The 25,314-nt window shown below is 64.3% G+C and carries 24 protein-coding genes; 7 read left to right on the forward strand and 17 right to left on the reverse strand.

What is annotated here, in order from left to right; translation table 11 throughout:
• Nucleotides 1–10: 10 nt before the first annotated feature.
• Both AC1DYM_RS07835 and AC1DYM_RS07840 read left to right on the forward strand, forming a co-directional pair.
• A complete protein-coding gene (locus AC1DYM_RS07835; RefSeq protein ID WP_477337413.1) occupies nt 11–1,804 on the forward strand; it encodes a GGDEF domain-containing protein in 1,794 nt (597 codons plus the stop codon).
• 105 nt (nt 1,805–1,909) lie between these two features.
• Entirely contained in the window at nt 1,910–3,481 is a 1,572-nt protein-coding gene (locus tag AC1DYM_RS07840; protein WP_477337414.1) for a methyl-accepting chemotaxis protein, read from the forward strand.
• An 8-nt stretch (nt 3,482–3,489) separates the two neighbouring features.
• Here AC1DYM_RS07840 and AC1DYM_RS07845 read toward each other — a convergent pair whose 3' ends face one another.
• A complete protein-coding gene (locus tag AC1DYM_RS07845) occupies nt 3,490–4,107 on the reverse strand; it encodes a helix-turn-helix transcriptional regulator (protein ID WP_477337415.1) in 618 nt (205 codons plus the stop codon).
• A 129-nt stretch (nt 4,108–4,236) separates the two neighbouring features.
• Here AC1DYM_RS07845 and AC1DYM_RS07850 point away from each other — a divergent pair, with 129 nt between their 5' ends.
• Nucleotides 4,237–5,034, forward strand: coding sequence for a hypothetical protein (locus tag AC1DYM_RS07850; RefSeq protein WP_477337416.1), 798 nt, complete (start codon nt 4,237–4,239; stop codon nt 5,032–5,034).
• Here the strand turns inward: AC1DYM_RS07850 and AC1DYM_RS07855 are convergent, their stop codons facing one another.
• The gene (locus AC1DYM_RS07855) at nt 5,035–5,742 is read right to left on the reverse strand and encodes a DUF899 family protein (protein WP_477337417.1); all 708 of its coding nucleotides are present in this window, start codon (nt 5,740–5,742) and stop codon (nt 5,035–5,037) included.
• A gap of 15 nt (nt 5,743–5,757) precedes the next feature.
• A complete protein-coding gene (locus AC1DYM_RS07860; protein ID WP_477337418.1) occupies nt 5,758–6,531 on the reverse strand; it encodes a glutathione S-transferase family protein in 774 nt (257 codons plus the stop codon).
• Between the two features lie 18 nt (nt 6,532–6,549).
• Between AC1DYM_RS07860 and AC1DYM_RS07865 the strand changes: the two genes are divergently transcribed.
• Entirely contained in the window at nt 6,550–7,764 is a 1,215-nt protein-coding gene (locus AC1DYM_RS07865) for an FAD-dependent oxidoreductase (protein ID WP_477337419.1), read from the forward strand.
• A gap of 77 nt (nt 7,765–7,841) precedes the next feature.
• Nucleotides 7,842–8,879, forward strand: coding sequence for a L,D-transpeptidase (locus AC1DYM_RS07870; protein WP_477337420.1), 1,038 nt, complete (start codon nt 7,842–7,844; stop codon nt 8,877–8,879).
• Nucleotide 8,880: 1 nt separating this feature from the next.
• Here the strand turns inward: AC1DYM_RS07870 and AC1DYM_RS07875 are convergent, their stop codons facing one another.
• Nucleotides 8,881–9,711 (reverse strand): SDR family oxidoreductase, encoded by an 831-nt coding sequence (locus AC1DYM_RS07875; RefSeq protein ID WP_477337473.1) that lies wholly within the window; start codon nt 9,709–9,711, stop codon nt 8,881–8,883.
• Nucleotides 9,712–9,806: 95 nt separating this feature from the next.
• Between AC1DYM_RS07875 and AC1DYM_RS07880 the strand changes: the two genes are divergently transcribed.
• A complete protein-coding gene (locus AC1DYM_RS07880) occupies nt 9,807–10,733 on the forward strand; it encodes an AraC family transcriptional regulator (protein ID WP_477337421.1) in 927 nt (308 codons plus the stop codon).
• Here AC1DYM_RS07880 and AC1DYM_RS07885 read toward each other — a convergent pair.
• The 11 genes from AC1DYM_RS07885 to AC1DYM_RS07935 form a co-directional block, all read right to left on the reverse strand.
• Nucleotides 10,730–11,632, reverse strand: coding sequence for a LysR substrate-binding domain-containing protein (locus tag AC1DYM_RS07885; RefSeq protein WP_477337474.1), 903 nt, complete (start codon nt 11,630–11,632; stop codon nt 10,730–10,732). The two genes, AC1DYM_RS07880 and AC1DYM_RS07885, sit on opposite strands and share 4 nt — an antisense overlap.
• Before the next feature lie 123 nt (nt 11,633–11,755).
• On the reverse strand, nt 11,756–12,100 hold the full coding sequence (locus AC1DYM_RS07890) for an MliC family protein (protein WP_477337422.1): 345 nt from the start codon (nt 12,098–12,100) through the stop codon (nt 11,756–11,758).
• Nucleotides 12,097–12,864: a bestrophin-like domain gene (locus AC1DYM_RS07895; protein WP_477337423.1), complete on the reverse strand. Its 768-nt coding sequence runs from the start codon at nt 12,862–12,864 to the stop codon at nt 12,097–12,099. Before AC1DYM_RS07895 ends, AC1DYM_RS07890 begins: the two co-directional genes overlap by 4 nt.
• Before the next feature lie 113 nt (nt 12,865–12,977).
• The gene (locus tag AC1DYM_RS07900; RefSeq protein WP_477337424.1) at nt 12,978–13,436 is read right to left on the reverse strand and encodes a hypothetical protein; all 459 of its coding nucleotides are present in this window, start codon (nt 13,434–13,436) and stop codon (nt 12,978–12,980) included.
• Between the two features lie 74 nt (nt 13,437–13,510).
• On the reverse strand, nt 13,511–14,986 hold the full coding sequence (locus tag AC1DYM_RS07905) for an efflux transporter outer membrane subunit (RefSeq protein WP_477337425.1): 1,476 nt from the start codon (nt 14,984–14,986) through the stop codon (nt 13,511–13,513).
• Nucleotides 14,983–18,183, reverse strand: a complete 3,201-nt coding sequence (locus AC1DYM_RS07910; RefSeq protein ID WP_477337426.1) for an efflux RND transporter permease subunit — start codon at nt 18,181–18,183, stop codon at nt 14,983–14,985. The genes AC1DYM_RS07905 and AC1DYM_RS07910 overlap by 4 nt, the downstream gene beginning before the upstream one ends.
• Nucleotides 18,183–19,313 (reverse strand): efflux RND transporter periplasmic adaptor subunit, encoded by a 1,131-nt coding sequence (locus AC1DYM_RS07915; protein ID WP_477337427.1) that lies wholly within the window; start codon nt 19,311–19,313, stop codon nt 18,183–18,185. Before AC1DYM_RS07915 ends, AC1DYM_RS07910 begins: the two co-directional genes overlap by 1 nt.
• A 121-nt stretch (nt 19,314–19,434) precedes the next feature.
• Entirely contained in the window at nt 19,435–21,207 is a 1,773-nt protein-coding gene (locus AC1DYM_RS07920; RefSeq protein ID WP_477337428.1) for a tetratricopeptide repeat-containing diguanylate cyclase, read from the reverse strand.
• Between the two features lie 2 nt (nt 21,208–21,209).
• Nucleotides 21,210–21,515, reverse strand: coding sequence for a hypothetical protein (locus tag AC1DYM_RS07925; RefSeq protein ID WP_477337429.1), 306 nt, complete (start codon nt 21,513–21,515; stop codon nt 21,210–21,212).
• A 166-nt stretch (nt 21,516–21,681) separates the two neighbouring features.
• Entirely contained in the window at nt 21,682–21,900 is a 219-nt protein-coding gene (locus AC1DYM_RS07930; RefSeq protein ID WP_477337430.1) for a hypothetical protein, read from the reverse strand.
• Between the two features lie 74 nt (nt 21,901–21,974).
• Entirely contained in the window at nt 21,975–22,811 is an 837-nt protein-coding gene (locus AC1DYM_RS07935) for an SAM-dependent methyltransferase (protein WP_477337431.1), read from the reverse strand.
• A gap of 174 nt (nt 22,812–22,985) precedes the next feature.
• Between AC1DYM_RS07935 and AC1DYM_RS07940 the strand changes: the two genes are divergently transcribed.
• Nucleotides 22,986–23,873, forward strand: coding sequence for a LysR substrate-binding domain-containing protein (locus AC1DYM_RS07940; RefSeq protein ID WP_477337432.1), 888 nt, complete (start codon nt 22,986–22,988; stop codon nt 23,871–23,873).
• 58 nt (nt 23,874–23,931) lie between these two features.
• Here the strand turns inward: AC1DYM_RS07940 and AC1DYM_RS07945 are convergent, their stop codons facing one another.
• Together AC1DYM_RS07945 and AC1DYM_RS07950 are read right to left on the reverse strand one after the other, a co-directional pair.
• Nucleotides 23,932–24,444: a hypothetical protein gene (locus AC1DYM_RS07945; protein WP_477337433.1), complete on the reverse strand. Its 513-nt coding sequence runs from the start codon at nt 24,442–24,444 to the stop codon at nt 23,932–23,934.
• 95 nt (nt 24,445–24,539) lie between these two features.
• Nucleotides 24,540–25,304 carry an SDR family oxidoreductase gene (locus AC1DYM_RS07950; RefSeq protein ID WP_477337434.1) on the reverse strand — a complete coding sequence of 255 codons (765 nt, stop codon included), beginning with the start codon at nt 25,302–25,304 and terminating at the stop codon, nt 24,540–24,542.
• Nucleotides 25,305–25,314: the final 10 nt, after the last annotated feature.

Below are 25,314 nucleotides of genomic sequence, written 5' to 3' on the forward strand. Positions count from 1 at the left end.
GACGATGCCCATGAACACTCCTACCGGCGGTCGCGAACCGTCGTTGATCGAGCAGGCCCTCGCGGGAGACTCGTTGACGGCGGTCTTCCAGCCGGTGATTCGCGTGGATACCGGCGAAGTGGTGGCGCATGAGGGGCTGATTCGTTCGTCCTTGCCGCACTTCAACCTGACGCCGCCCGACTTGCTCGATCTGGCGCGGGCGCGTGGACGTCTTGGCGAATTCGAGCTCGCCGCGGCGCATTGCGTCGCCACCCATTTTGCCGCGCGTGCGCTCACCGGGCGGCTGCTGGTAAATCTCAGTGCGCAGGCGATCATGCAGGACGGCGTGCGTGCCGAGGACGTTCTCGATGCCCTCTCCATTCCCGGCTTCGATCTCGGTCGGGTGACCATCGAAATCACCGAGCGCGACATCGTCGAGAATCCTGCACGGCTGGCGCACTCGCTCGGCTTCCTCCGGGCGAGAGGCATCCGCGTGGCGCTGGACGACTTCGGCAACGGCCACTCGAACTTCGAGATGTGGAACGAAGTGCATCCGGAGATCGTCAAGATCGACCGTTACCTCATCAATGGCCTGGCGCACAGCGCGGAGCGTCTGGCGATCGTGCGCGCGCTGATCTCGGTGGCGGAAACGCTGGGCGCCGAGCTGGTCGGTGAAGGCGTCGAGGAAGAAGCGGACCTGCTCATGCTTCGTGAGCTCGGTATCCCTTACGCCCAGGGCTTCCTGGTCGCGCGGCCCTCCGCGGGCTCGACGATCGAGGCGCCCGCGAATGTCATCGCCGCGTTGTCCGTCACCCAGGTGCCGGTGCCCCCGCGACCACGTGGGCCGGTATCGGCGCGGCCGTTCACGGCGGGCCACATGCTGATCGACGCACCCTGCGTTTCGCCGACGCAATCGAATGAAGACGTGGTGGACCTGTTCGCCGGCCAGCCGCGTTTGCACGCGATCGCCGTCGTCGAGCAGGGCCTGCCCATCGGTATCGTCAATCGACGCACGTTCACCGAGCGAATGGCGCAGCCCTTCGCACGCGAGCTGTTCGGACGGAAGCCGTGTACCAGTTTCATGCATCCCGAACCACTGCTCTGCGACGAAGAGATGTCGCTGCAAAGCATGGCCGATATCCTGCGCGGCGAAGACCAACGCTACCTCAGTGACGGCTTCATCATCACCTCGCATGGTCGTTACCTCGGGCTCGGCACGGGCGAAGCACTGGTGCGCCGGGTGACCGAGATTCGGGTGGAAGCGGCACGCTATGCCAATCCGCTCACCTTCCTTCCGGGCAACCTGCCTGTCACCGAACACATCGTGCGCTTGCTGCAGACCGGTCGTCCGTTTGCCGCGGCGTACTTCGACCTCGACAACTTCAAGCCCTTCAACGACCAGTACGGCTACTTCCGCGGTGATGAAATGATCCGCCTGCTGGCCAGCACGCTTACCGGGGATCTGCGTCAGGACGCCGACTTCGTCGGTCATATCGGGGGCGACGACTTTCTCGTCATCTTCCAGGGCGACGACTGGGCTGCGCGCTGCGAAGGCATGCGGCTGCGTTTCAACGCGATGAGCGGGAACCTGTTCGACGAGATCGACCGTGCCCGCGGTGGCATCGACAGCGAGGATCGCCACGGGCACCAGCGCTTCTTCCCCATCACCACGGTGGCCGTCGGCGTGGCGTGCTTCGTCGATGCCTACCCGGTCGATCCGGAGACCGTGGCGAGCCTAGCCGCGTCGGCCAAGCGCGTGGCCAAGAACACAGGCAGCGGCCTGCATACGGTGACTTACGAAGCGCAACATCCGGCTGTCGTGTAACGATAAATTCAAGCCACTGAAATAAAAGCATAATCCGCAAAAAATAACGCTAAAGTTGCCGAATATGCGGCCGACAGGGAGGCATCCCCGCCCCCTGAGTACGTCATGCGATTTCCCCGAATCGAGTTGCCCGTGCTGACCCTGCGCGTTCGTTTACTGCTGCGCATGGGTGCCACTATCTTTCTTCTCCTCGCCCTCTGGATCGTCGGCGGCCTGCAACTACGCACCGCCGACCAGCGGCTGCAATCCGTGGTCGACGAAACCCTGGCCCCCGTCGCCAATGTCGGCCGCATCCAGAACGACTACAACGACCTCCTCGACGCACTCGTGCATGCCACCCTGACCCGCCTGCCGTCCTCGGTCGACGATGCCGTCACCGCCATCGGCAGCGATCGCCACGACATCGACAAGCAATGGAAGGCGCTTACCGCCAGCGGACTGGGCAAGGCGCAGAGCAAGGGCGTCGCCCTCGCCGCTGAACACCGCAAGGCGGCGGATAAAGCCGTGGACGACGTCATCGAGTTGCTCAAGGCCGAGCAATACGATCTCGCCCAGCTGCAGCTCTCGAACGATGTGCAGTCCGCCGTGGTGCCGCTGAAGAGCGACTTCGCCAATCTGTTCACGCTCGCGCTGGACGGCGGCAAGGCCGAAGCCGAAGCGCAACACGTCGACATTCGTCGTGGCGGCATCGCCTCGGCCATCCTGCTCGCTATCGCCTTGCTCCTGGCCAGTGTGGTCGACCTCACGATCATCCGCTCACTGGGTCGTCGCCTTCGCCAGGCCGCCGAGGTGGCGGCAAACATCGCGCGCGGGACGTTGGGTGCCCGCATCGACAGCGGAAGAAGCGACGAGATCGGCGCCCTGCTGACCTCCCTGGCTGCCATGGACGCGCAGCTCGGCAACGTCGTCGTGCAGGTGCGCGATCGCGCCGATCACGTGGCCCATGCTGCTAGCGGCATCGAACACGGCAACGATGCCCTGAACGACCGCACACGCACCCAATCGGAGCACCTGCGTGCCACCTCGGCCTCGATGGAGGACATGACGGGTGCTGTCGCCGGTGGCCTGAGCCATGCGAGCGCGGCCCACCGTGCCGTGGCGCAGACCCGTTTGATGACTGACGAAGGGCACCGCGTCGCCATGGACGCCATCGGCAACATGCGCGAGATCCGCCGTCACACCGAGCGTATGACCGAAGTGCTCGACACCGTCGACCAGTTCGCCTTCCAGACCAACCTGCTTGCCCTCAACGCGGCGGTCGAAGCCGCACGTGCCGGCGAGCATGGTCGTGGCTTCGCGGTCGTCGCCTCGGAAGTGCGCGAGCTGGCCAAACGTTGTGCGGCGGCGGCCAAGGACATCCGCGGCCTGATCGCCGATAGCGATGAAGCCGTGGAGGCGGGCGCCGCGTCCGTCGATCGCGCCGGTGTCGTGCTCACCGGTATCGGCGAGCAGGTGAATGAGTTGTCCGGTCTGGTCGGCTCGGTGATGGAGGCCACCCGTGGCCAGAGTGATGGCATCGCGCGCGTCAACGGCGCCATCCACGGCATCGACGAGACCACGCGGGAGAACGCCGTGCTGGTGGAACAGGCGGCCTCGGCCAGCCGTGCGATGCGCGAGAGCGCGGAAATCCTGCGACAGGAAATGGCGTATTTCGTGTTGGAGGGTGAGGCCGCCTGACGGGGCGGCTAGCCCGCCTCGCGCACGGCCTTGAGCGTCTTGTACAAGGTCGCGCGCGAGAGGCCGAGTAGCTGCGTGATGTAGGTCGCCGCATGGCGTACATCGAACAGGCCGCGTTCTTCGAGCAGGGTGACAAGCGCTTCGCGATCGACGACGCCCATGCTGGCGAGCGTCGTGCCGCGGTCGCCGAGGAACTGGCCGACGATATCGTTCACCTCCTCGCGCCAGTCGTTGCGGAACAACGCGGCGGGGCGCGGTGCGTTGTCGGCGAAACGCAGGAAGTCCTTCGACATCGCCTGCATCGCTTCGAACATGCTCACGTCGACATTGATGCAAAGCAGGCCGATAGGCTTGCGACGGCCATCGCGCAGGACGGCCGTGATGGACTTGAGCGAGCGGCCGTCCGCGTTAGTCTTCGGATAAGGGCCGATGACGGCATCGTCGAGCGAGCCCAGATCGTTCAGATCAGCCAGCGAGTCGTCACCGGCTTTCCGTGGCGAGAGGCGATTGGCGATATGCCGGATCGTGCCCGTACCGAGATCGTGGATCACGACCTCGGCATGCGGCTTGAATACGGTGGCAATCGCATCGGCGACGGGGAGGTAGGGGGCAAGGAGGTCGGCCATGAGCCGATCATCCCGGTCGAGATACGGATTGTCCAGAATGGACTTGTTGTCGGCGTGCCCTTGCAAGGGCACCGCGAGTCGAGCATCGTTCCGTCCGCGAGGTCGGTCAGGCCTTCGATAGGGGATGTCATGAGCAGGGACGGTGTTTCGAGATTCGACATGATGAAATGGGCGGCGTGGATGGTGGGCATCGTCGCGCTGTCCATTTGCGTCGCGGTCATTTTCCCTTTGCTCTTGCCCGTGGGCGGGAAGGGTGTGCACTTCCGTGTGGTGGCGACGCAGAGCCCGCCCTTTACACTCTCGGACGCCTTTGTCGTGGCGGGAACGTTCGTCGGCTTCGGGTGCGTGGGCTGGGCTGTTTCGAGACTGATCGATCGATGGGTAGATCGCAGGGGGCGATCACCGGGTGCCGGGATCAGGGTCCTGATAACCGTCGTCACCTCCGTTGCGGTGGTGCTGATATGCCACGCCATTCCGATCCACGTGTCTTACGCGTCCACCGTGGCAGTGGGATGCGCCATCATGATGACGACTATGATCGGGAAGGCACTCCGTCGCGATCGGATGAAAAGGCCAACGCAAGGCGAGTACGCCGCCCTCCTGGCTCTGGCGGAGGAGGTAGGCCCCGACGAAGAGCGCCAGCAGCTGCTTCTGGATATCGAGCACTGTTTCGTCGAGAGCGCTAACCCGGACGGCTCGATCCTGCGATTCCACATCGATGGCTACCAACGCCCTCCGCACCATGGGCAAGAGACGTTTCGCGGAAAGGATCGGTTTCCTGTGGAAGGCCTGGTGAGAGATGCGGACGGCGCGGCGATGGACGTGGCGCTGTTCGTTGTCCATGGACGCGTCTACGAGCTGGAACTGATCAAGCACACGGTCGGTGACGTCATAGCACCCGATTGGACGACCTTTCAGGTCAAGTGATCACCTCGCGTAATCCAGACTCGGATACCACTTCGCTCTCCGCCCTTCCGGTGTGGAATCCAGTACGGTCCACAATGGCATCAGGTCCGGAGCACCCCGCGGATCCTGTCCCGGATCCGCCGACTCGCCGCCCATTTCGCCTGCCCAGAACAACCGGATCGTTCCGTCGCGGCGCGTAAACACGTTGAACGCCGGAATGTCGCTGCCGTCGTCGGCAATGGCGTGGTAATCGCGGCTGAAGTTCCCGTTGAGATCCGTGTAGAGCGAGAGGTGTTGCCAGCCGCGCTCCTTCTTGAAGGCCAGCAGCTTCGCCAGCGGCGAACGCGCCACCACGGCGAGGGCCACGTTCTGTTCGATATCGCGCGCCTCACCGTCCCATGCGCTGAGCAACGAGGTGCACATCGGGCAGGGACGTTCGCGCTGCGGCCCAAACATGTAGCTGTAGACGACCAAGGTCTGCTTGTCGCCGAAAAGGCCGGCGAGATCGACCGAGCCGTTGACGCCTTCGAAGCGGTAATCGCCACGCACTTCGCCGCCCGGTGGCAGCGCACGGCGCAACGCGGCGACACGCTCGATATGCCGGCGCAGCTCGATCTCCTCGGCGAGTAGCGCGTTGCGTGCGCAGCGGTACTCGGCGCTCTCGTTCGGCATGCGGACGGGGTTACGGCTCGCCAGTTCGCTGGCGGGGGTAAGCGGTTGGCTGCTCATGCATGCTCTCCTGGATCAGTCGCGGTCGGGTGCGCCGAGAGGAAACAACGAACGGTAGGGGCGAGCCTCGTCGACGGCGCGGGCGAACGAGGGGCGCGCAAGCAGGCGTCGCCGGTACGCGTGCACATGGGTGAACGTATCGGGGATCGGGTGGGTCCAGTCGGCGTAGAACAGGAACGGGGCGGCGCCACAATCGGCCAGGCTGAAGTCCTCGCCGGCGGCCCATTCGCGGTCCGCCATGACCTTGTCCAGCCACGCGTACGCCGTATCGAGCATCTGCCGGCACTCGGTCACGCCGCAGGGGTCGCGTTGCCCGCCTGGCCGGATGACATCGAAGACGATCCGTTGCTGGGGCGTCGAGATGTAGTTGTCGAAGAAACGGTCCATGGCGCGTACCTCCAGCGCTGCCTTGCGGTCGTCCGGCAGCATGGGGGCGGGGCCCGGGTGGTAGAGGCCGAGATACTCGATGATGGTGCTGGCCTCGGTAATCGTACGCCCGCCGTCGACCAGGATGGGAAACCGTCGCAGCGGCCAGAGATCGGCGAACTCGACGTAATTTTCCGGCTGCTCCGGCGAAAGCATCTTCCACTCGAAGGGCGTGCCGTTTTCGTAGAGGGCCATGAGGGCCTTCTGGCAGTACGACGAGAACGGATGGGCATAGAACTTCAATGGCATCGCATGCACCTCGATCGGTAACGTGAAGACGGGCTTCTTCTTGACGTCGAACGGGAAGCGGGCATTTCGACACGCGGCGGACGCCGCCGCTGGATCGGTCTTGCTATCCTCCATCAACGAGGAGGATCACGGATGAAAGTCGCCATCGTAGGCTACGGAACGGCGGGACAGGCAAGTGCCATCCTGCTATCTGCACAGGGACACGACGTTACCGTTTTCGAGAAAAGCCCGACGCTGGGCCCGGTCGGAGCGGGTTTCCTGTTGCAACCCACCGGCATCGCCGTGCTGGAGCGTCTTGGCCTTGCCGGGCGCGCCCTGGCCCTGGGCCAACGGATCGACGAGCTGCACGGCGCGACACCCCGTGGCCGACCCGTCATGGCCATGCGTTACGGCGACCGCCGCGCCGATTGCTTCGGGCTGGGCATGACCCGTGGCGCCCTGTTCGAGCTGCTGCGCGAGGCGCACCACGACGCTGCGCAGGTCCGCACGGGCGTGTACATCGCCGGTTACGACGCGGCGACCCGCTCGGTCGTCGACCACGACGGCACGTCGCATGGTCCGTTCGACCTGACCATCGCCGCCGACGGCGCGCACTCGGTGTTGCGCTCCCGCTGCGAGAACCAGGTCAGCCGGGAAAAACTCTACCCCTGGGGCGCGGTGTGGTGCCTGCTGCGCATCGACGACTGGGCCGCGCCCACGCATCTGCTGCAGCGTTACGCGGGCACGCGGGCCATGATCGGCATGCTGCCGGTCGGCACCCGGCCCGGCCACGAAGGCCGCTGGGTGACGTTCTACTTCAGCCTGCCGGGCGAAGCAGTCGAGACCTTCGACGACTGCGCCGTTGCGGCGATCAAGACGACGGTGGCGGGCATCTGGCCGGAGCTGGCCCCGCACATCGCCCATCTCGAACATTCCGAGCAGCTCAATCGCGCACGTTATCGCGACGTCGTGCTGCGCCAGCCGCATCACGATCGACTCGTCGTGATCGGTGACGCGGCCCACGCCATGAGCCCTCAGCTGGGGCAGGGCGTGAACATGGCCCTGCTCGACGCTGCTGCGCTCGCCGATGCCCTGGACGAGCACGACGCACTCGACGACGCCCTCGCGGCGTACCGGCGCGAACGGCACAACCATGTGCGCATCTACCAGCGCATGAGCCGTTGGCTGACGCCCCTGTTCCAGTCAGATCGCAGCCTGCTCGGCTGGTGTCGCGATGTGTTCTTCGGGCCGCTGGGCAAAGTACCCGGCGCGCGTGGACCGATGCTGAGCATCCTCACCGGCGAAGCGGGCCACCGGCGCAAGCCGCAAGGCGAAGACGTGCAAGCGGAGGAGCTGCCCGCTCCGTAGGATGCGCAAACGCCATACTCGCGCGTGCGGCGGCTCCCGGTTTACGCTCTACGCGAAGGGGAACATCGGAGATCCGGATGAAACGCGTTGCCGCTGCCGTCGTACTGTTCGTGTCGCTCTCCACGGCGTCGTTCGCCGCCAATCCCATTCCGGTCTGGGGCGCGAAGACCTCCAGTCCCGCGGACACCCGCCCGGGCGACCTGAAGCCCGGACAGTGGATATGGGGTGGTCGCGGCGCCTCACCCGGCCCGATGGCGGTGATCGTCAGCATCACCGAGCAGCGCGCCTATGCGTATCGCAACGGCATCCTCATCGGGGTGACCACGGTCAGCACGGGGAAGAAGGGCCATGAGACCCCGACCGGTGTGTTCACCATCCTGCAAAAGGACAAGGACCACCACTCCAAGAAGTACGACGATGCGCCGATGCCCTATCAGGAGCGCCTGACCTGGGATGGCGTGGCCCTGCATGCGGGCGGCCTGCCGGGCTATCCGGAATCGCACGGCTGCGTGCACATGCCGACCGAGTTCGCACGGCTGCTGTTCGATGCGACGAACATGGGCATGACCGTGGTCGTCGCCGAAGAAGGGACGGCGCCGGTCACCGTCGTCCATCCCAGCGCCGTTATCCCGATCGATCCGCGCAACGGCAGCGATCTGCCGCTTGCGCCGCTGGCCGATGGCGTTCCCTATCGCTGGAACCCGGACGCTTCACCCACCGGGCCCATCTCGATGGTGCTCAGCGTCGCCGATAGCCGCGTGATCGTGTTCCGCAACGGCATCGAAATCGGTCGCAGTCGTGTAGAAGTCAAGGACCCGCTGGTCGGCACGCACGCCTTCATCGTCGCTTCCGGATACATGCCCGACGCGCCGCAACGCGCCGGTCTGCAAATGCCGAACTGGATCACCATCGGCATCCCCGGGCACGGCGACGAGGCCGGGAAAGTCGTGGACGAAGCCCTGGTCGACCGCGTCTCGGTGCCGCGCGAGTTCATGGAAAAGATCGTGCCGTTGCTGGCGCCGGGTTCGGTGCTGTTGGCGACCGACGAAAGCGTGCAACCGGAGACCACGGGCGGCAAGGTGCAGGTGATCGATTCGAATCCGCCCGGGGTTTGAATCAGCCGTCTGTCGAGAACGCCAGGTCCCGTTGGGCTTCCAGGGAAGCAAGGCGTTCGCTGAGCTGTTTGTGCATCACCGTATACGCGTCGGAACCCAGGGCGAGGCGCTTAGGCGCCGGATCCTGGTCGACGGACGCGATCATGCACGCGACCATCTTCGCGGGATCACCGATCGCCACTGCGGTGCCCTCTTCGAGCATGCGATTGACGTGGCGCGACGGCGAAGCATCGTAGGCATCGATCTTCGGTCCGACGCGCGAGCTCACATAGCGAAAGTTGGTCCTCGCGCCGCCCGGCTCGACCAGCGTGCAACCAATGCCGAACACGGCGACTTCCTGCGCCACGGCATCGACGAAACCTTCGATGCCCCACTTGCCTGCGTGATACATCGAGCCGCCCGGGAACGCCGCCTGGCCTCCGACGGTGGACAGCTGGAGAATGCGCCCGCCGTGCTGCCTGCGCAGGTGCGGAAGCGCGCTGCGAATCAGCTGGATCGAGCCGGTGAGGTTGGTCTGCAATTGGTGGATGACCTGGTCATCGGTGGCTTCTTCCGCCGCGCCGAGCAGACCGTAGCCGGCGTTACTGACGACGACGTCGATGCGTCCCAGCGCGGCGAACGCGGCATCCACAACGGGCCGGATGGCTGCGAAGTCGGTGAGGTCGAGACGGTGGACCGACAGGTGGTCGCCATGCCGCGCTTTCAGCTCGGTCATGCTGGCGGGGTCGCGCACGGTGCAGGCGATCCGGTCGCCTTGCGCCAGAAGCTGTTCGGTCATGAGGCGGCCGAAGCCGCTGTTGGCGCCGGTGATAAGCCAGTTGCGCTGGGGCATGGTGGAGGTCTCGGTGAGGTAGGTGACCAGACTAATCCGACATTCGAAGACGATGAATGCTTGTCGGTCCATCATTCATGCGTGAAAATCCAGGCGTGACCATCGACCCTCTCTCCGATTTCCTCCAGTTGCTTGACGCTCGCGCTGTCGTCGCTGGCGGCCTGGTGGCGGGCGGCGATTGGGCCGTGGCCTTTCCCGGTGCCGAACAGATCAAGTTCTGGGGCGTCGTGCGTGGCAGCTGTTGGCATGTCAGCGATGAGGACACCGCGCCGTTTCGTCTCGTGCAGGGCGACGTGCTGTTACGTATCGCGCCGCGACCCGCGCGCCTGTGCAGCGACGTCGATGTTCCACCTGTCTGGCTCGCTGACGTCCGTGCCGCCAACAGCGATGCAGTGACCCACGTCGGCGAGGGCGACGACTTCTTCCTCATTGGTGGCATGGTCGAACTGGGTCAGGAGAGCGAACGGCTGTTGCGTGACGTGCTGCCCCCTTTCGTGCATGTGCGTGGTGACTCACCGGAGGCAGAACCGATCCGCTGGCTGCTCGGGCAGTTGCTCCAGGAGCGGGAAAACCAACGGCCAGGGCAGTCGGCGGCCTCCGCGCAACTGATCCAGCTGATGTTCGTGCACGTATTGCGCGTATACATGGCGAGCGCCGAAGGCATGCCGGCGGGCTGGTTGCGCGCGTTGAACGATGCGCGACTGGCACCGGTGCTGCGGATGATGCACGCCGATCCCGCGCGTGCGTGGACGCTCAACGAACTGGCATCGGCCTCGTCCATGTCGCGGGCGGGCTTCGCCGCTTATTTCAGCAAGGTCGCGGGCATTGCGCCGATGCGCTACCTCACCGAGTGGCGCATGCGCCTGGCCCAGCGCACGTTGGCCGAAGGTCGCGTTCCTCTGGCGAGACTGGCCGAGTCCCTGGGCTATGCCTCCGAAAGTGCCTTCAGCCACGCGTTCAAGCGGGTGACCGGTCGTTCGCCGACAATGCGTCGGCGTGGCGGTGCCGACGCACCGACTTAGTGATCGAAGCCGTTCTCACCGATCGCTTCCACCAGATAAGTCACCAGTGAGGCGATGCGCGCGGAGATCGCCGTGTTGCGGTAGTAAACGGCATTGATCGGCTGACGGAACTCGACTGTGTGGCGGGGCAGTACCTGCACCAGTCGCCCTGTCTCGCGATCCTCGCGCGTCATGAAGTCGGACAGGCAAACGATGCCGTTACCTTCCAACGCCAGTTGACGCAGCGTTTCACCGCTGGAGGCGCCGATCGTCGGCTTGATATGCACGGGCTGCTTCTTCTCGTCGATCAGCGGCCAGTCGTTGAGCGTATCGGGCTCGGTGAAACCGAGCAGCGAATGCTTCGACAGCTCGGCCACTTTGCGAGGCGTGCCGCGTGCTTCCAGGTAAGCGGGACTGGCAAGGCAGCGGAGGCGACTGCTGCCGATCGGACGCGCGTGGAGCGTGGAATCCTTGAGCCGGCCGATGCGTAGCGCGACATCCGTTCGCCGTTCGAGCAGGTCGATGTAACCCTCGCTGCTGTGTAGCTCGAGGTCCACGTCGGGAAAGCGTTCGCGGTAGCCGGCGATCAGGGGGACGACTACGTGCAACATGAAGGGTGATGCGGCGTCGACGCGAAGGCGACCGGCGGGCCGGCTGCGCCGCGTGGCCATCTGCTCCTCGGCGTTCTCGACGGCGGCGACGATATCGCGCGCACGTTCGAGGAAGGCCTCGCCCTCATCCGTCAGCTCGATGCGCCGGGTGGTGCGGCGGAGGAGGGTGGTCTGCAGCTTCTCTTCCAGCCGGCCTAGCGTGCGGCTCGCCGCGGACACGGTCTGGTCCAGTTGCTGCGCCGCCTTGGTGATCGACCCGGTATCGACGACGGCGATGAAGTTCTGGATTTCGTCGAGGGTGATGTTCATCACCCAAGAGTAAAGCATCGCCGCTGAAGCGGCTCCCACAGTAAAGCCAGCTCTCACTGTGAATGTGGGAGCCGCTTCAGCGGCGATAGGGTCCTAGCCCCAGTCCCCCACGGGAACCGTCCCTCACCGCGACCGACACCCCGCCAACATCGGCTTCTCCTGATCCACCCGAACATCGTAAAGATCCGCACTACTCCCCTTCGTCCACCACACGATCGACCCTGCGGCATAACGCACGCCATCGGCGGATAGCGTGTTCACCAGTAACGTCGGCTTGCCGGCAATCGGCATCAGGGCGAAGCTCTGCCCGTTGTCGCCGTTCCAGTAGGTCACGGTGAACGGCTTGCCGGCGGGACAACGATACGTCGCCACGACAGGCGGTCCGAACTTCACGTGTGGAACGGTGAACGAATCCGAGGCGGCACCTGTCGCGACGAGCAGGAAGGCGGCGGACAAGAGGGCTTTCATGGCAGGGCGAGCTCCGTGGCAGCCTGCAGCAGGGGTTCGCCGGATACGCGCAGTACACCGGTATAGGGCGCCTCCATTTCCATGATCAGGAAGATCGAGCCGGAAAACGCCAGCGCAGCGCAGAAAAGCACGAGGCGAACGGACGCGTTGTGCATGGCGAACGTACCCATCCCGATGAAGATCAGCACGATCCACGCCGTGACCACGATAAGCAGGAAGGTGGGCTCCGACGATCGCTCGTGCTCGGAGGTCAGGATGCGTTCCTTGCCGAGATCGGCGGTGATGTCGAGGGCGCGCCGCTGGAACCACCACTTCGCCTCCGTGTCCGGGTTCAGGGTGAGGATCGAGGCCTGCAACTGAGTGATCAGGCTCAAGCTCGTATGCGGCAGGCGGAACACCACCTTCTCCATCTCTCCGCTTGGGGAGACACGTTCCGTGGCATGGGCGAGGAAGGCGCGCACGTCCGTACGAATCTGCGCCGTCTCCGGGCCGTAGCCGGACAGCGCGCGATCGAGCAGGAGGATCGAGGTGGAGACGCCGACGATGTCGTCATTGGCGCGGTCGAATGTCGCCCGCGCCGAGGTGACCATGAAACCCAGCACCAGGGCCGCGAGCGTCGCCATCATACTGATGCCGAACTGCGCCGCCTTCTGCGCCTCGTAAACGAGGTGGTCCTCCGGCATGCGTCGGGATATCCAGCCACCCAGGTAAAGGCTGCCACAGGCAAGCACGAGCACGACCAGCGAGACGACGATCGCATACATCGGTGGTGTTCCCCCTGAAACGCCGACGGATCGCCGTGCATCTCATGGTGGCCGGCGGCCGTACGGATGCCTTTCGAAATCCCACGGTTTTTTCGGAAACGAAAGGCGGCTCGTCAGGACGCGGCGGCCGATGCCTGCTGTTCCACGTGTTCTGGGGCAGAGCGCACGCTGAGCGTGTACCAGTGTTCCTTGCCCTTGGCGTCGTGATACTTGCGCAGCACGGGCTCGAGGTCGTTTTCTTCGCACCAGGTGACGAAAGGCTTCCACGCCGCGTTGTACGGATGCGCGGGATTGCGGATGTCGTAGTCCGGTGCCCAGCGGAAGGTCTGCAGGATCAACGCCACCGTGGTGTTCTGGCCGGCGCCCAACTGTACTGGCGTCACCTCGGCGCCGGCGAGGATGCGCGTGGTGAACTGCGTCTTCGCCATGTCGAGGAATTCCTGCACGAGGCGCAGGTCCTTTTCTGCACACGGGCCCTGCAGGTTCGCCTGTTGCTCGAGATCGCGCAGGCAGTCAGCCTTGGCGCACCTCTCGGTGATTCGAAGCATCGCACCCAACGTCGTTGCAGCCATGGTCGCGGTCTCCTGAAGCGGATGCCCTGATTATAGGACGGACGTCATTGGTGTGAACGGCATGCCGCGTCGCATCATTCCGTCGCGGGCGATGCGGTTGCCGGGGTGTCACCCCAGCCGCCGCCCAGGGCGCGAATCAAGTTGACGGTCGAGGTAGCCTGGACGCCACACAACCTGACGGCGGTCAGGCGCGCCTGGAGCACCACACGCTCCGTATCGATGACGTTGAGATAGGCCACGGAGCCATCCTCGTACTGCACCTTAGACAGCTCGGCGGCGCGCGACGAAGCGGCCACCTCGTCACCCTGTACGCGCGTCTGGTTCTCGAGAATGCGCAGGTTGGCCAGGTTGTCTTCGACTTCCTGGAAAGCCACGAGGACTTGCTGGCGATACTTCGCCACGTTCTCCTCGTAGCGCGCCTTGGCGTTGGCCAGGTTGCCCTTGCGCACGCCGCCGTCGAAGATCGGCAGGGTCGCCGCCGTGCCGACCAGCGGACCGAGCAGGAAGCTACGGCTCGACCACTTGAACAAGTCGCTGAAGGCGGACGACTCGTAACCACCGGTACCGGTGAGCACGATCGACGGAAAGTACGCCGCGCGCGCGATACCGATGCGTGCATTCTCGGCGGCCATGGCGCGTTCGGCGGCAGCGATATCGGGCCGGCGCTCCAACAGCGAGGAAGGCATGCCCGGTGGAATGTGGATCACCACCGGGTCGAGCGGGCGTGGCGCCACCGAGAACTCCGATGGCGCTTTGCCTAGCAGGACGGCCAGGGCATGTTCGGACGCGGCACGCTGGCGCTCCACGGTCATCGCATCCGACGTGGCCGAGGCCAGCTCCGCCTTAGCCTGGGCCAGTTCGAGATCGCTCACTTCACCGGCGTCCGCGCGGTGCTGCACGAAGGTCAAGGCTTCGGTACGCAGCTCGACGGCGCGGTGGTAGACGGCGAGCTCGGCATCGAGCTCGCGAAAATTGAAATAGTTCTGCGCGACATCGGCCTGCAAGGCCAGCTGCACGGAGCGGAACAAGGCTTCGCTCTGCTGCGTATCCGCATGGGCCGCGTGGACCGACGAGGCGACACGTCCGAACAGGTCCACCTCGTAGGAGATATTGGCCTGCGCCCGCCACACCGTCTGCGCGTCGGGGCGTGGGCCACCGGGAGGCACGCCGAGCGAGTCGGCGGAATTCTGCTGGCGCGAAGGACCGAAACCGGCGGACAGGTTCGGGAAGCGTGCGGCACCGGTGACACCTTCGATCGCACGCGCCTCCTGCACACGCGCCGCGGCCGCGGCAAGGTTCTGGTTGGCCGCCAGTGCCTGGTTCTCCAGGTCATCCAGCTGGCTGTCCTTGAACACCTTCCACCACTCCCCGCGCGCCGCATCCTCGGCGGGCACGGCGGGCTGCCAGGTCCCTGCCTCGGCGGGACTCAGCGTTTCTTTGAAGGCGGCTGATTCCGCGGCGGGCGGTACGTTGTACTTGGGCGCAAGCGAGCACCCGCTCACACCGACGACCAACAGGCTGCAATAAACCCACCCTGGCATGGTTTTCATGTCGGACTCCCCGGGCCGGCGTCTTCGATGCCGATGACGCGCCCGTTCTTGCCATGCTTGTCTTCGAGACGATGACCGCCCGAGAGATGGCGCAGGATCACGTAGAACACCGGCGTCAGCATCAGGCCGAACAACGTCACGCCGAGCATGCCGAAGAACACGGCGATACCCATGGCATGACGCATCTCCGAGCCCGCACCCGACGACAGCACCAGTGGCAGCACGCCCATGATGAAAGCGATGGACGTCATCAGGATCGGGCGTAGACGCAGGCGACTCGCCTCGATGGCGGCATCGACGATCGATCGGCCCTGTATTTCCAGCTCGCGGGCAAACTCCACGATCAGGATCGCATTCTTCGACGCCAGGCCAACCAGCACCATCAGGCCTACCTGGGTAAAGATGTTGTTGTCGCCGCTATCCAGCCACACACCGATGAGCGCGCAGAGCAGGCTCATGGGTACGATCAGGATCACCGCCAGCGGCAGCGTCAGACTCTCGTAGAGCGCGGCCAGCGTGAGGTAGACCAGTAACAGGCTCACTGGGAAAACCACCAACGACGCATTGCCGGCGATGATCTGCTGGTAGGTGAGGTCCGTCCACTCAAGCTTGAAGCCACGCGGCAGCGTCTCGGCAGCGACGCGCTCGACGGCGGCCTGGGCCTGACCCGACGAGAATCCCGGAGCAGGGCCGCCATTGATATCGGCCGCCGTGTAGCCGTTGTAACGCACCACGGACTCGGGGCCGAACGTCGTCGAGACCTTGACCAGCGACGCCAGCGGAATCATCTGGCCATCCGCGTTGCGTGTCTTCAGCAGACCGATATCGTCGGGATGGGCACGGAACGGTGCATCGGCCTGCACACGCACCTGGAACACACGACCGAAACGGTTGAAGTCGTTGACGTACTGCGAGCCGAGGAAGACCTGCATGGTGTTGAAGACGTCGGTCACTGCGACGCCGAGTTGCTTGGCGTTATCGCGATCCAGGTCCACCTTCAGCTGCGGCACGTCGATCTGGTAATTGGTGAAGGTGGGCCCGAGCTCCGGCGCCTTCGCCGCCTTCGCCAGGAAGGCCTTCACCGCATCGTTGAGCGCTGTATAGCCTTGCGCGCCACGATCCTCGATCTGGAACTTGAAGCCGCCCAGCGTGCCGAGACCGAGCACGGGCGGCGGTGGGAACACCGCGATGTACGCGCCCTTGATGGCGGCGTACTTCTGGTTCAAGGCCATGGCGATGGCCCCCGCGGATTCACCGGAACCATGGCGATCGGCAAAGGGCTTCAGGGCGAGGAACATCACCACCGAGCTGGACGAGTTCACGAAACCGTTGATCGACAAGCCGGGATGCTGGACCGCGTGGTCCACGCCGGGCTGCTTCATGCCGATCTCGCCCATCTGGCGAGTGATCGCTTCGGAACGATCCAGCGAGGCACCGTTGGGCAGCTGCGCGATGGCGATGACGTATTCCTTGTCCTGTGCCGGCACGAAGCCGCCGGGCACGATGCGACCCATCAACACCGCGCCACCGAGCAGCACCACGTAAAGAATGAGCATGCTGCCCTTGTGCGCGATAACCCGGGTTACGCCGTGACCGTAACCCTCCGACGCGCGGTGGAAGCCCTTGTTGAACACGCGGAAGAAGCCGCCCAGCCCGCGATCCATCACGCGAGCCAGCCAGTCCTTCGGCTCGTCGTGACCTTTCAGCAGCAGGGCCGCCAGCGCCGGCGAAAGCGTCAGCGAATTGAATGCCGAGATCACCGTCGAGATCGCGATGGTCATCGCGAACTGCTTGTAGAACTGACCGGTGAGGCCGGACATGAAGGCCAGTGGCACGAACACGGCGACCAGGGTGAGGGCGATCGCGATGATCGGTCCACTCACCTCGCTCATCGCCTGGTAGGTCGCCTCGCGTGCCGACAAGCCGGACTCGATGTTTCGTTCGACGTTCTCCACCACGACGATCGCATCGTCGACCACGATACCGATCGCCAGCACCATGCCGAACAGGGACAAGGCGTTGATCGAGTAACCCAATAACAACAGCAGCGAAAACGTGCCGACGATCGAGACAGGTACGGCGAGCAGGGGAATGAGCGACGCACGCCATGTTTGCAGGAACAGGATCACCACCAGCACGACAAGGCAGATCGCTTCGATCAGCGTGTGGATCACCGCCTCGATACTGGAACGGACGAAGGTGGTCGGATCGTAGACGATGCTGTGCTCGACGCCCGGCGGCATGTCCTTCTGCAGGTCCTTCATCGCCGCGCGCACGTCCTCGGACAACTGCAGCGAGTTCGCGCCGGGCAGCTGGAAGATCCACATCGCCACGGCTTGCTTGTTGTCGAGCAGGGCGCGCGAGCCGAACTCCGCCGCGCCGAGCTCCACGCGCGCCACATCGCGTATATGGGTCAGCGCACCGTTTGCACTCTTGAGCACGATGTCACCGAACTCCTGCTCGGTCTGCAGGCGTCCCTTGGCGTTGATGCTCAGTTGCAGCGGTACGGCACCGACCATGGGCGATCCACCGATGACACCGGCGGCGACCTGCACGTTCTGTTCCCGAATCGCGGCGACGACGTCGGAGGCGGTGAGACTTCGTTCGGCGAGCTTCTTCGGGTCCAGCCAGATGCGCATGGCGTAGTCGCCCGATCCCTTGAGCACCACCTGGCCGATACCGCTCAGACGCTCCAGGCGCTCCTTTACGTTGATCAGGGCGTAGTTGCGCAGGTAGGTCTGGTCGTAGCGCGCGTCGGGCGAGATCAGATGCACCACGAGGGTCAGCGTGGGCGAGGACTTGATCGTGGTCACGCCGAGCAGCTGCACATCCGGCGGCAGGCGCGGGAGCGCCTGCGACACGCGGTTCTGCACCAGCTGCTGGGCCTTGTCCGGATCGATGCCGAGGCGGAAGGTGACCGTCAGCGCCATGTTGCCGTCGCTGCTGGCCTGGGACTGCATGTAGAGCATGCCCTCCACGCCGTTGATCTGTTCTTCCAGCGGCGCGGCGACGGTATCGGCGATGACCTTGGGGTTGGCGCCTGGGTACGACGCGTAAACGACGACCGACGGCGGCACCACTTCCGGATACTCGGAAATCGGCAGCTGGAACATGGCGATCACGCCGGCCAGGAGGATCAGCGTCGATAGCACCCCGGCAAAGATGGGCCGGTCGATGAAGAAGCGGGAGATATTCATCAGGGGCTACTCGCCACGGTGTCCTCGCCGGCCATCGGGACGACCTTGGCGTGTACCGGGTCACCCGGATGCACGCGCTGGAGGCCGTTCACCACGATGCGCTCGCCGGGCTTGAGCCCGGAATCGACCACGCGTAATCCATCGACCATCAGCCCGGGAAAGACCTCGCGGTACTGCGCATGGTCCTTGTCGTCGAGCACCAGGACGTACTTCTTCGCCTGGTCCGTGGAGATTGCCCGGTCGTCGATCAGGACGGCCGGATGCGCCGTGCCGCCGCCCACGGCGACGCGGGCGAACATGCCGGGTAGCAGCACGCCATCGGCGTTGTCGAAGGAGGCGCGTACGCGGATCGTGCCGGTGGTGCTGTTGAGCTGGTTGTCGACCGAGGCGATCTTGCCTGTACGCGAGAACCCGGCTTCGTTGGCGAGGCCGAGTCTCACGGCAACGTCGTGATTCGCAGCCTGGCTCAGGTACTTGAGGTAGGTCTGTTCGTCTACGTCGAAGCCGGCGTAGATGGGATTCATCGAAACGAGGGTGGTCAGTGCCGGCGAGCTGAAGCCTGCCGCGACGATGTTGCCGACGGTCTGCTCGGCACGCGACATGCGTCCGTCGACCGGTGCGACGATCTTCGTGTAGCCGAGATTGACCCTGGCGTCCTCGAGCGCGGCCTCGGCGGCCTTGACGTCCGCGGTCGCCACCAGGGCGGCGTTGGAACGGTCGTCGAAGTCGCGGCGGGAGATCGCGTTGCCCTGCAGGAGTTTCTGCGCGCGTTGGGAATCGGCCGAGGTGAACTTCTCATGCGCGTGTGCGGCGGCGAGCTGCGCGGCGGCGCGGTCCACGGCTGCTGCATAGGTACGTGGGTCGATCAGGAAGAGCGGGTCGCCCTTTTTCACCATCTGGCCGTCCTTGAAATAGACGGCCATGATCGTGCCCGGCACCTGGGCGCGAATGTCCACATGATCGATCGCCTGTAGGCGGCCGGAGTAGCTCTGCCAGTCGGTGACCGGCTTGTAGACCACCGTGGCCACGTCGACCTCGGCCGGGCCCGCCGCGGGCGCGGCACCGTGTCCGCTGCAGGCGGCCAGGAGCAGGGCGCAGGCCACCGGATAGATCAGTCGTATGCCAGGCATGTTGCTTTTCCCCCACTGCGGGCCGTGGCGAGGATGCAACGGCAGCCTGAGTGTCAGATGCGGGCAGGGGCCCGGATAGCAGGGTTCGACGCGTTTTTGGCGGATGGTGCTGTAGCGCGATTCAGGCGGCGCTGAGGCTGTCGTTCTCGAAGTCGGCCATCACGCGGTTGCGGCCGGCGCGCTTGGCTCGGTAGAGGGCGGCATCGGATTCCCGGAACAGGCGCGAGAGCTGGTAACCGCAACGATCCGTCGACGCGACGCCGACGCTTACCGATAGCGAAATCACCCGCCCGTTGTCTTCGACCGGCGCTGACTCAATAGCGATGCGGAGTCGCTGTGCTGTTGCCATCGCCTGGCTGCTCGTGCAGCCCACGAGCAGGATGCCGAACTCCTCACCACCAAGGCGGGCGAAGAGATCGATCGGCCGGAGATCTTCCTGTAAGACCGCAACCGTGTGCTGGAGAACGATGTCGCCCATGGCGTGGCCGTGGGTGTCGTTGACCTGCTTGAAATGATCGATGTCGATGGAGACAAGGCATGCGCTACCGAGCTTCTTTTCCTGGATGCGCAGGATCCGCTCGGCCTCGCTCATGAAATGCTGGTGGTTGAGGATGCCCGTGAGACCATCGAGCGTGGACATGCGTTTGAAGCGGAGCTGGGAGCGCTTCACGCGGAACAGCAGGAGGGCGATGGATGCCACGACGACCAGGAGGAGCGTGATGTACAGCCGGCCGGTAGCTACGGTATTGGCGTCCAGCGACTGCTGCAAAAGCAGAATGCGATTCTGCTTGCTCAAGCCGTCTGTCGATAACGTTTCTACCATTTGGTGTTGCTGGCTTACTTGGTAGGCGAGGCTTCTAACCCCCAGATCGTTGAGATAGCCCTTGTCCTGGACCACGAACTTCTCGTAGTAGGCGAGGGCGCCAGCTGCATTTCCCTTGCGTTTCTCGACTCGGTAGAGGACTTCGTAGGCTTCCCTCACCCAGTCGCTGATAGCATCCGGGCTATTCATGGAAATGACGGCCAGAGCCGCTGTCCTGGCTTCATCGTCGCGACCCAGCTTCAGGTACGCCTCGGCCCATTGAAGTTGCGCCAGTTCCTCATGGGGGAAGTACTTGTTGATGCGAACGCTGGCGCCGATGCGCTCGAGGAGCGCAAGCACTTTCAATGGCTGATTTTCGTCGAGGTACACGCTCCCCGTGAGAAGGAGCGCACTATTGGCGACCACTTTCTCCCGAGCGGCAACGCACGCGTCGACCGCTCGCTTCAGCTCGGGACTGGATGAGGTCAGGCGCTTTCCGCCGTAGAGCGCCACCGCTTTCTGCCAAGCCGCTTGGCACCCGCTTTCGCCCGCAGGGACCGTGCTCTCAGCCATGTCGGCATACTTGATCGCAAGGTCGGACTGGCCCGCAAACGTCATCATCTGCGATAAATTCGAGATGAGCATGGACCTCGCCAGCGGGTCCGATACTGTAGGCAGCGTAGTCGCAAGGCGATTAGCCAAGGCAAACGCTTCTTCGTAGCGTCGATTGAACGCCAGGTTGCTCAGCAGGAGCGCCGACGCCTTTGTTACGAGCGTGGCATCGCCGGAATGCTCGATAACGTCCGTGAGCTGCGCCTCGGATCTCGTATACGAGCCTTCGAACAACGATTCCCATGCATCGAGATAGCGTAAATGCCACTCCTCAGCTTTGGTCAGGTTGCTTGTCTCACGGCGGATCTCGGCGAGGCGCTGGACGAACTGAGGGTGGTCTTTGGTCCGCAGGTTCTCGGTGTCGGCGAGGAATTGTGCCTGGTCGTCGCCCGCCATGACGTAGGGCGACTGCGCGAGCACGCAAAAGGCCAGGGCCACCGTGGCGACCCATGACCTCGTCCGGCTCGGCAGTTCTGCCATCCTTACTTGGTCGGCTGGTCAGCCGGCGACTTTCCGCTGTCGGATTTCGAGGGCGCGTCCGATGTGTCGCTCTCTTCCTGATCCGGCTTGTCTTCGTCATAGCCCGGGGTCTGGCTCGCCTGGGGCTGCTGGTTGGTGTTCTGGCCAAACTCGGCAGCCAACACTGTGCTGTCACCCAGCGATACGGCGGTCCTCAGGACGTCGGACGCTTTCGCATCCTGAAGGACGCGAGTCAGTTCGTCCGAAGAAGCGTGGCGCAGCGATGCGTCGCGGCCGATAGCTTCGAGTAATTCAATCGTGTCTGACATGTGGTCCCCTGTTTGCGTGGTTGCATGAAGCATGATGACGGCAGCTTGTCGGATTTCTTGAGACGTCCAAGGCAGCACCTCGGCCGCCCGGTGCAACCCAGACGGGGCGATGTGTCCGCTTGTCGATATCCGGCCTGCGCGTGGCAGTATGCCGTTAAACCGGGCCTTAGGCAGCGGGCCCGAAGAAGAACTGCGAGACCTGTGGCACGTGCATGAGCTTATATCCAAGCTCAACCCCCAACCGGGAGCTATCGCCCGTGGCGACAGCGGCGGTCAGGGCTGCTGAGGCGTGCACGCGTTCAAGGGCCACGCTGAGATCGTGCTGCGAGGCATGACGAAGCGACGCATCGCGTCCGATGGTTTCCAGTATTTCGATCGTGTCCATAGTGACTCCCTCTTTATTTGTGCTGTAACGCATTCGACAGGGCGATCTGGCTCGATGGCATGTAAATCACGTCCTCAGGCAAGCGAGGCTTCCTGCTCCAGCTTGTCCAGCGCGGCGAGGCGCTCACGGATCTCGTGGTTGGGCTTGAGCGCAACGGCAGGCGGTATGACGACGGTCTCCTCCGTGGGCACGTCGACGAACGGCAGGTCGCGCAAGGCGATACGGCGGATGCGCGGCTTCTGGATCGGCAGGGTCACGGCGCGGTAGATGATGATCTCGTGGTCTAGCGGGTAGTCCTTGGCCAGTACGTCGACCAGCACCTGACGGTATGCGCCGCCGGTGGTGAAGCGGGCGAGAGAGCGATCGCCGACCAGGCCGACCTGCCACAGGATGAGGTAGCTGCTGGGATCGATGCGGCGCTCGTAGAAAAGAAGCTGGCCGGCTTCGTAGTGCTGGCAGCCGACGTTGCCTGGATCGATACCCAGGTCCGCGTAAAGGCAGTCCTCGGCGGAGACGCCGGGCTCCATGTGGGCCTGAAAGCCCTCGGCACGGGCCACCTCGATGACCTTGTGCGGCGACCAGGCGAAGATGCCCGGGTGGCCGTAGAAGACGCCGCAGACGCGCTTGCCCGCCCGGACCTCGATCATCATCAGTTCGACCCATTCCTCATACGTCTTCCGGCGCGACTTGCCTTCCTTGTAATAAGGCTGAAGGCTGCGCACATCGGCGTTCATGCGCTGGAGCCACTGCTCGACGATGTTGTCGGAAAGCCCGGCAAAGATCACGTCAGCCTGTTCGATATGGCTGCGTGACAGCGGGGTCAGGTGGGAGCCCAGGGTCATGCCCATGCCGACGATGGCGATGCTGCCCTGGCGCGTGTTTTTGGGAGGCGCTACGAGAGGTGTGTTCATCGCGTGATAGTAGGCGAAGTTCCGCGACGGAAGCACGCTCGGGCGTCCATCGTTTATGGCCATCCTGCCGCAGGTCTACTTGCCGAAATTGCATGTTTGCGAGGGCAGCGTGTGGCGCCATCCACACCACCGAGCTAGCATCCATGCTGGCTACGCATAAATGCCGGGGGGAAGTTGAAGGACATTCTTACGTTCCGGCTCTACACCCGCGTCGCGCGTCTCGGCAGCTTTTCCGCGGCCGCCCGCGAGAGCGGCCTGGCGCAGTCCCAGGTGTCGCGCATGGTGGCCGAGCTGGAAGCCAGCCTTGGCGCGCGGTTGCTGTCGCGGACCACACGCGCCGTGCTGCCGACGGAAGCGGGGCTGGAATTTCTTGCGCGCATGGAGCCGATCCTCGCGGCTATCGAAGACGCCGAGAACAGCGTGCGGGAGACGGGCGAGCTCCGCGGTGTGCTTCGCGTCGGCATGCCGTCCACCCTGGCGATCCGCGTGGTGATCCCCCGGCTGTCGACCTTCACCGAGCGCCATCCTTCGCTCCAGGTCGAACTGTTGCTCGACGACAAACGCCAGGACATGGTCCGCGAGGCGGTCGATGTCGGCATTCGGGTCGGGCCCCTGCCGGACTCGGGCGGCACGGCCCGTCTGATCGGCAAGATGCACCGCGTCGTTGTCGCCTCGCCTGGATACCTCGACCGTTGTGGCACACCGCTGCGACCAGAGGACCTCGTCGGTCATCGCATCGTCCGCGGCCCTGCAGGGATGACCGCGACCTCATGGCAGTTCGAGCGCGATGGCGAGTCGACATCGATCGATGTCCAGCCGAACGTGTCCACCAACGATACGGAAGGGGCATTGGCGGCAGCGGTTGCCGGCCTTGGCCTCACTTCGACCACGTCGTGGGCATGTCGCCGGGAGTTCGAAAGCGGTGCGCTCGTCCAGCTCATACCGGAGTGGAAGATGGCGGACCTTCCCGTGCACGCGTACTTTCCACTGGGACGTGCCACGCGTATGGCAGCGCGGACCTTTGTAGACTTCATCGTGGCGGAGCTCGGCGCCAAGGCCTAGTTTCCTGCGATTCCAATCAGATCCTTCACGGCCAAGCCGAGATAAATCAACGCCACGCTTACGATCTTTTCTTTCGCTCCCGCGCCGGTGTGGCCGTAGTTGAGGGCGCTGGCTCTAGGTTCTTCCTGGCGAGTGCAGCCGCAGTCGCCTTCTTCACTTCCGCCCACACGTCGTCGTGATCGTGCACGGTAGCAACGCCGGATTCTTCCTGCTGTAGGGCTTCATCGACCTGAGCACGGAACCATTGCTCGTGTTCCAGTGCGGCGGCCGCCCGCCGGGCGCGTTCGGTCACGTCGGTTCGTGGCGCGCGGAGCAGCCCCTTCTCGTACTGGGAAATGTCGACGACGAACAAAGACAGGCCAAGTCTCGCAAGCTCCTTCACCGCGGTGTCCGTCGTCGCGAACATCCTCACCTGGCCAACCTTGTTGGCGAGGATGCGCTCCGTCACGCCGGCCTTAGCCAGGACAGCGAACCCACCTTTCTGACCACGGATGGTCGCCGTCTTCACGGCACCCATCGAGATCAGGTCGCGCAGATTCTCAAGCTTGATTGGCTCGACCATGTCGGTCACCCGTTTAGCAATAAACGTCCACCGATTAAGCTTAATCCGTCGGCTTGCTGCTGTCGAAGATCACGTTCCAGGCAGCTTCCTCCCTGCGAGCCGCTCTACCACCCGACGCGCGCGTACTCCGACTGCTCCAGCCACTCCTGGAACCCCCGCGCGCCAAGCGTTGCGTCCGCACGGGGCAGCAGAACGTCCTCGTCCAGAATGGCGCCGAAGTACAGTGCGTCGGCGTCGAGGATGACGTCGCAGGGCGCTTCGATGTCGATCAGGAAGCGCTGGACGATGTCGAACAGGCGCTCGCGCGTTGGCCCGGCAACCTGGATCGAGCCGTTGACCGGCATCGATACCGCCGCCTCGGCGACCACTGCCGCGACATCGTCGGAGGCGACGGGCTGGATGAAGGCCGATGACAGCCGCACCGTCTGGTCGCGTACGGCCGAGCTGACAATGTCGACGAGGAACTCATAGAACTGCGTCGCGTGCACCACCGTAAACGGGATGCCCGAGTGACGGATGAGGACTTCCTGCAAGGCCTTGCCCCGGAGGTAGTGGCTATCGTCGAGCAGGCCGGTGCCGACGACCGAAAGCGAAACGTGGTGACGAACGCCGGCTTCGGTCTCGGCCGCTAGGAGGTGTTCGCTCGCGGCCTTGAAGAACTCGAAGGCGGAGACGTCGTCGAACGAAGGCGAGTTGCTGACGTCGACCACCACGTCGATGCCGACCAGTGCCTGCCTCAGCCCCTTGCCGGTCGTGACATCGACGCCTGTTGACCGAGAGGCGGCCGTGGTCTCGTGCCCCGCTGCCCGAAGCCGCGCCACGACGTTCCGGCCGACGAGGCCGTGGCCACCCATGACCAGGATATTCATACCTACCTCG

The organism is Luteibacter sp. P1_D3 (genome assembly GCF_056406135.1).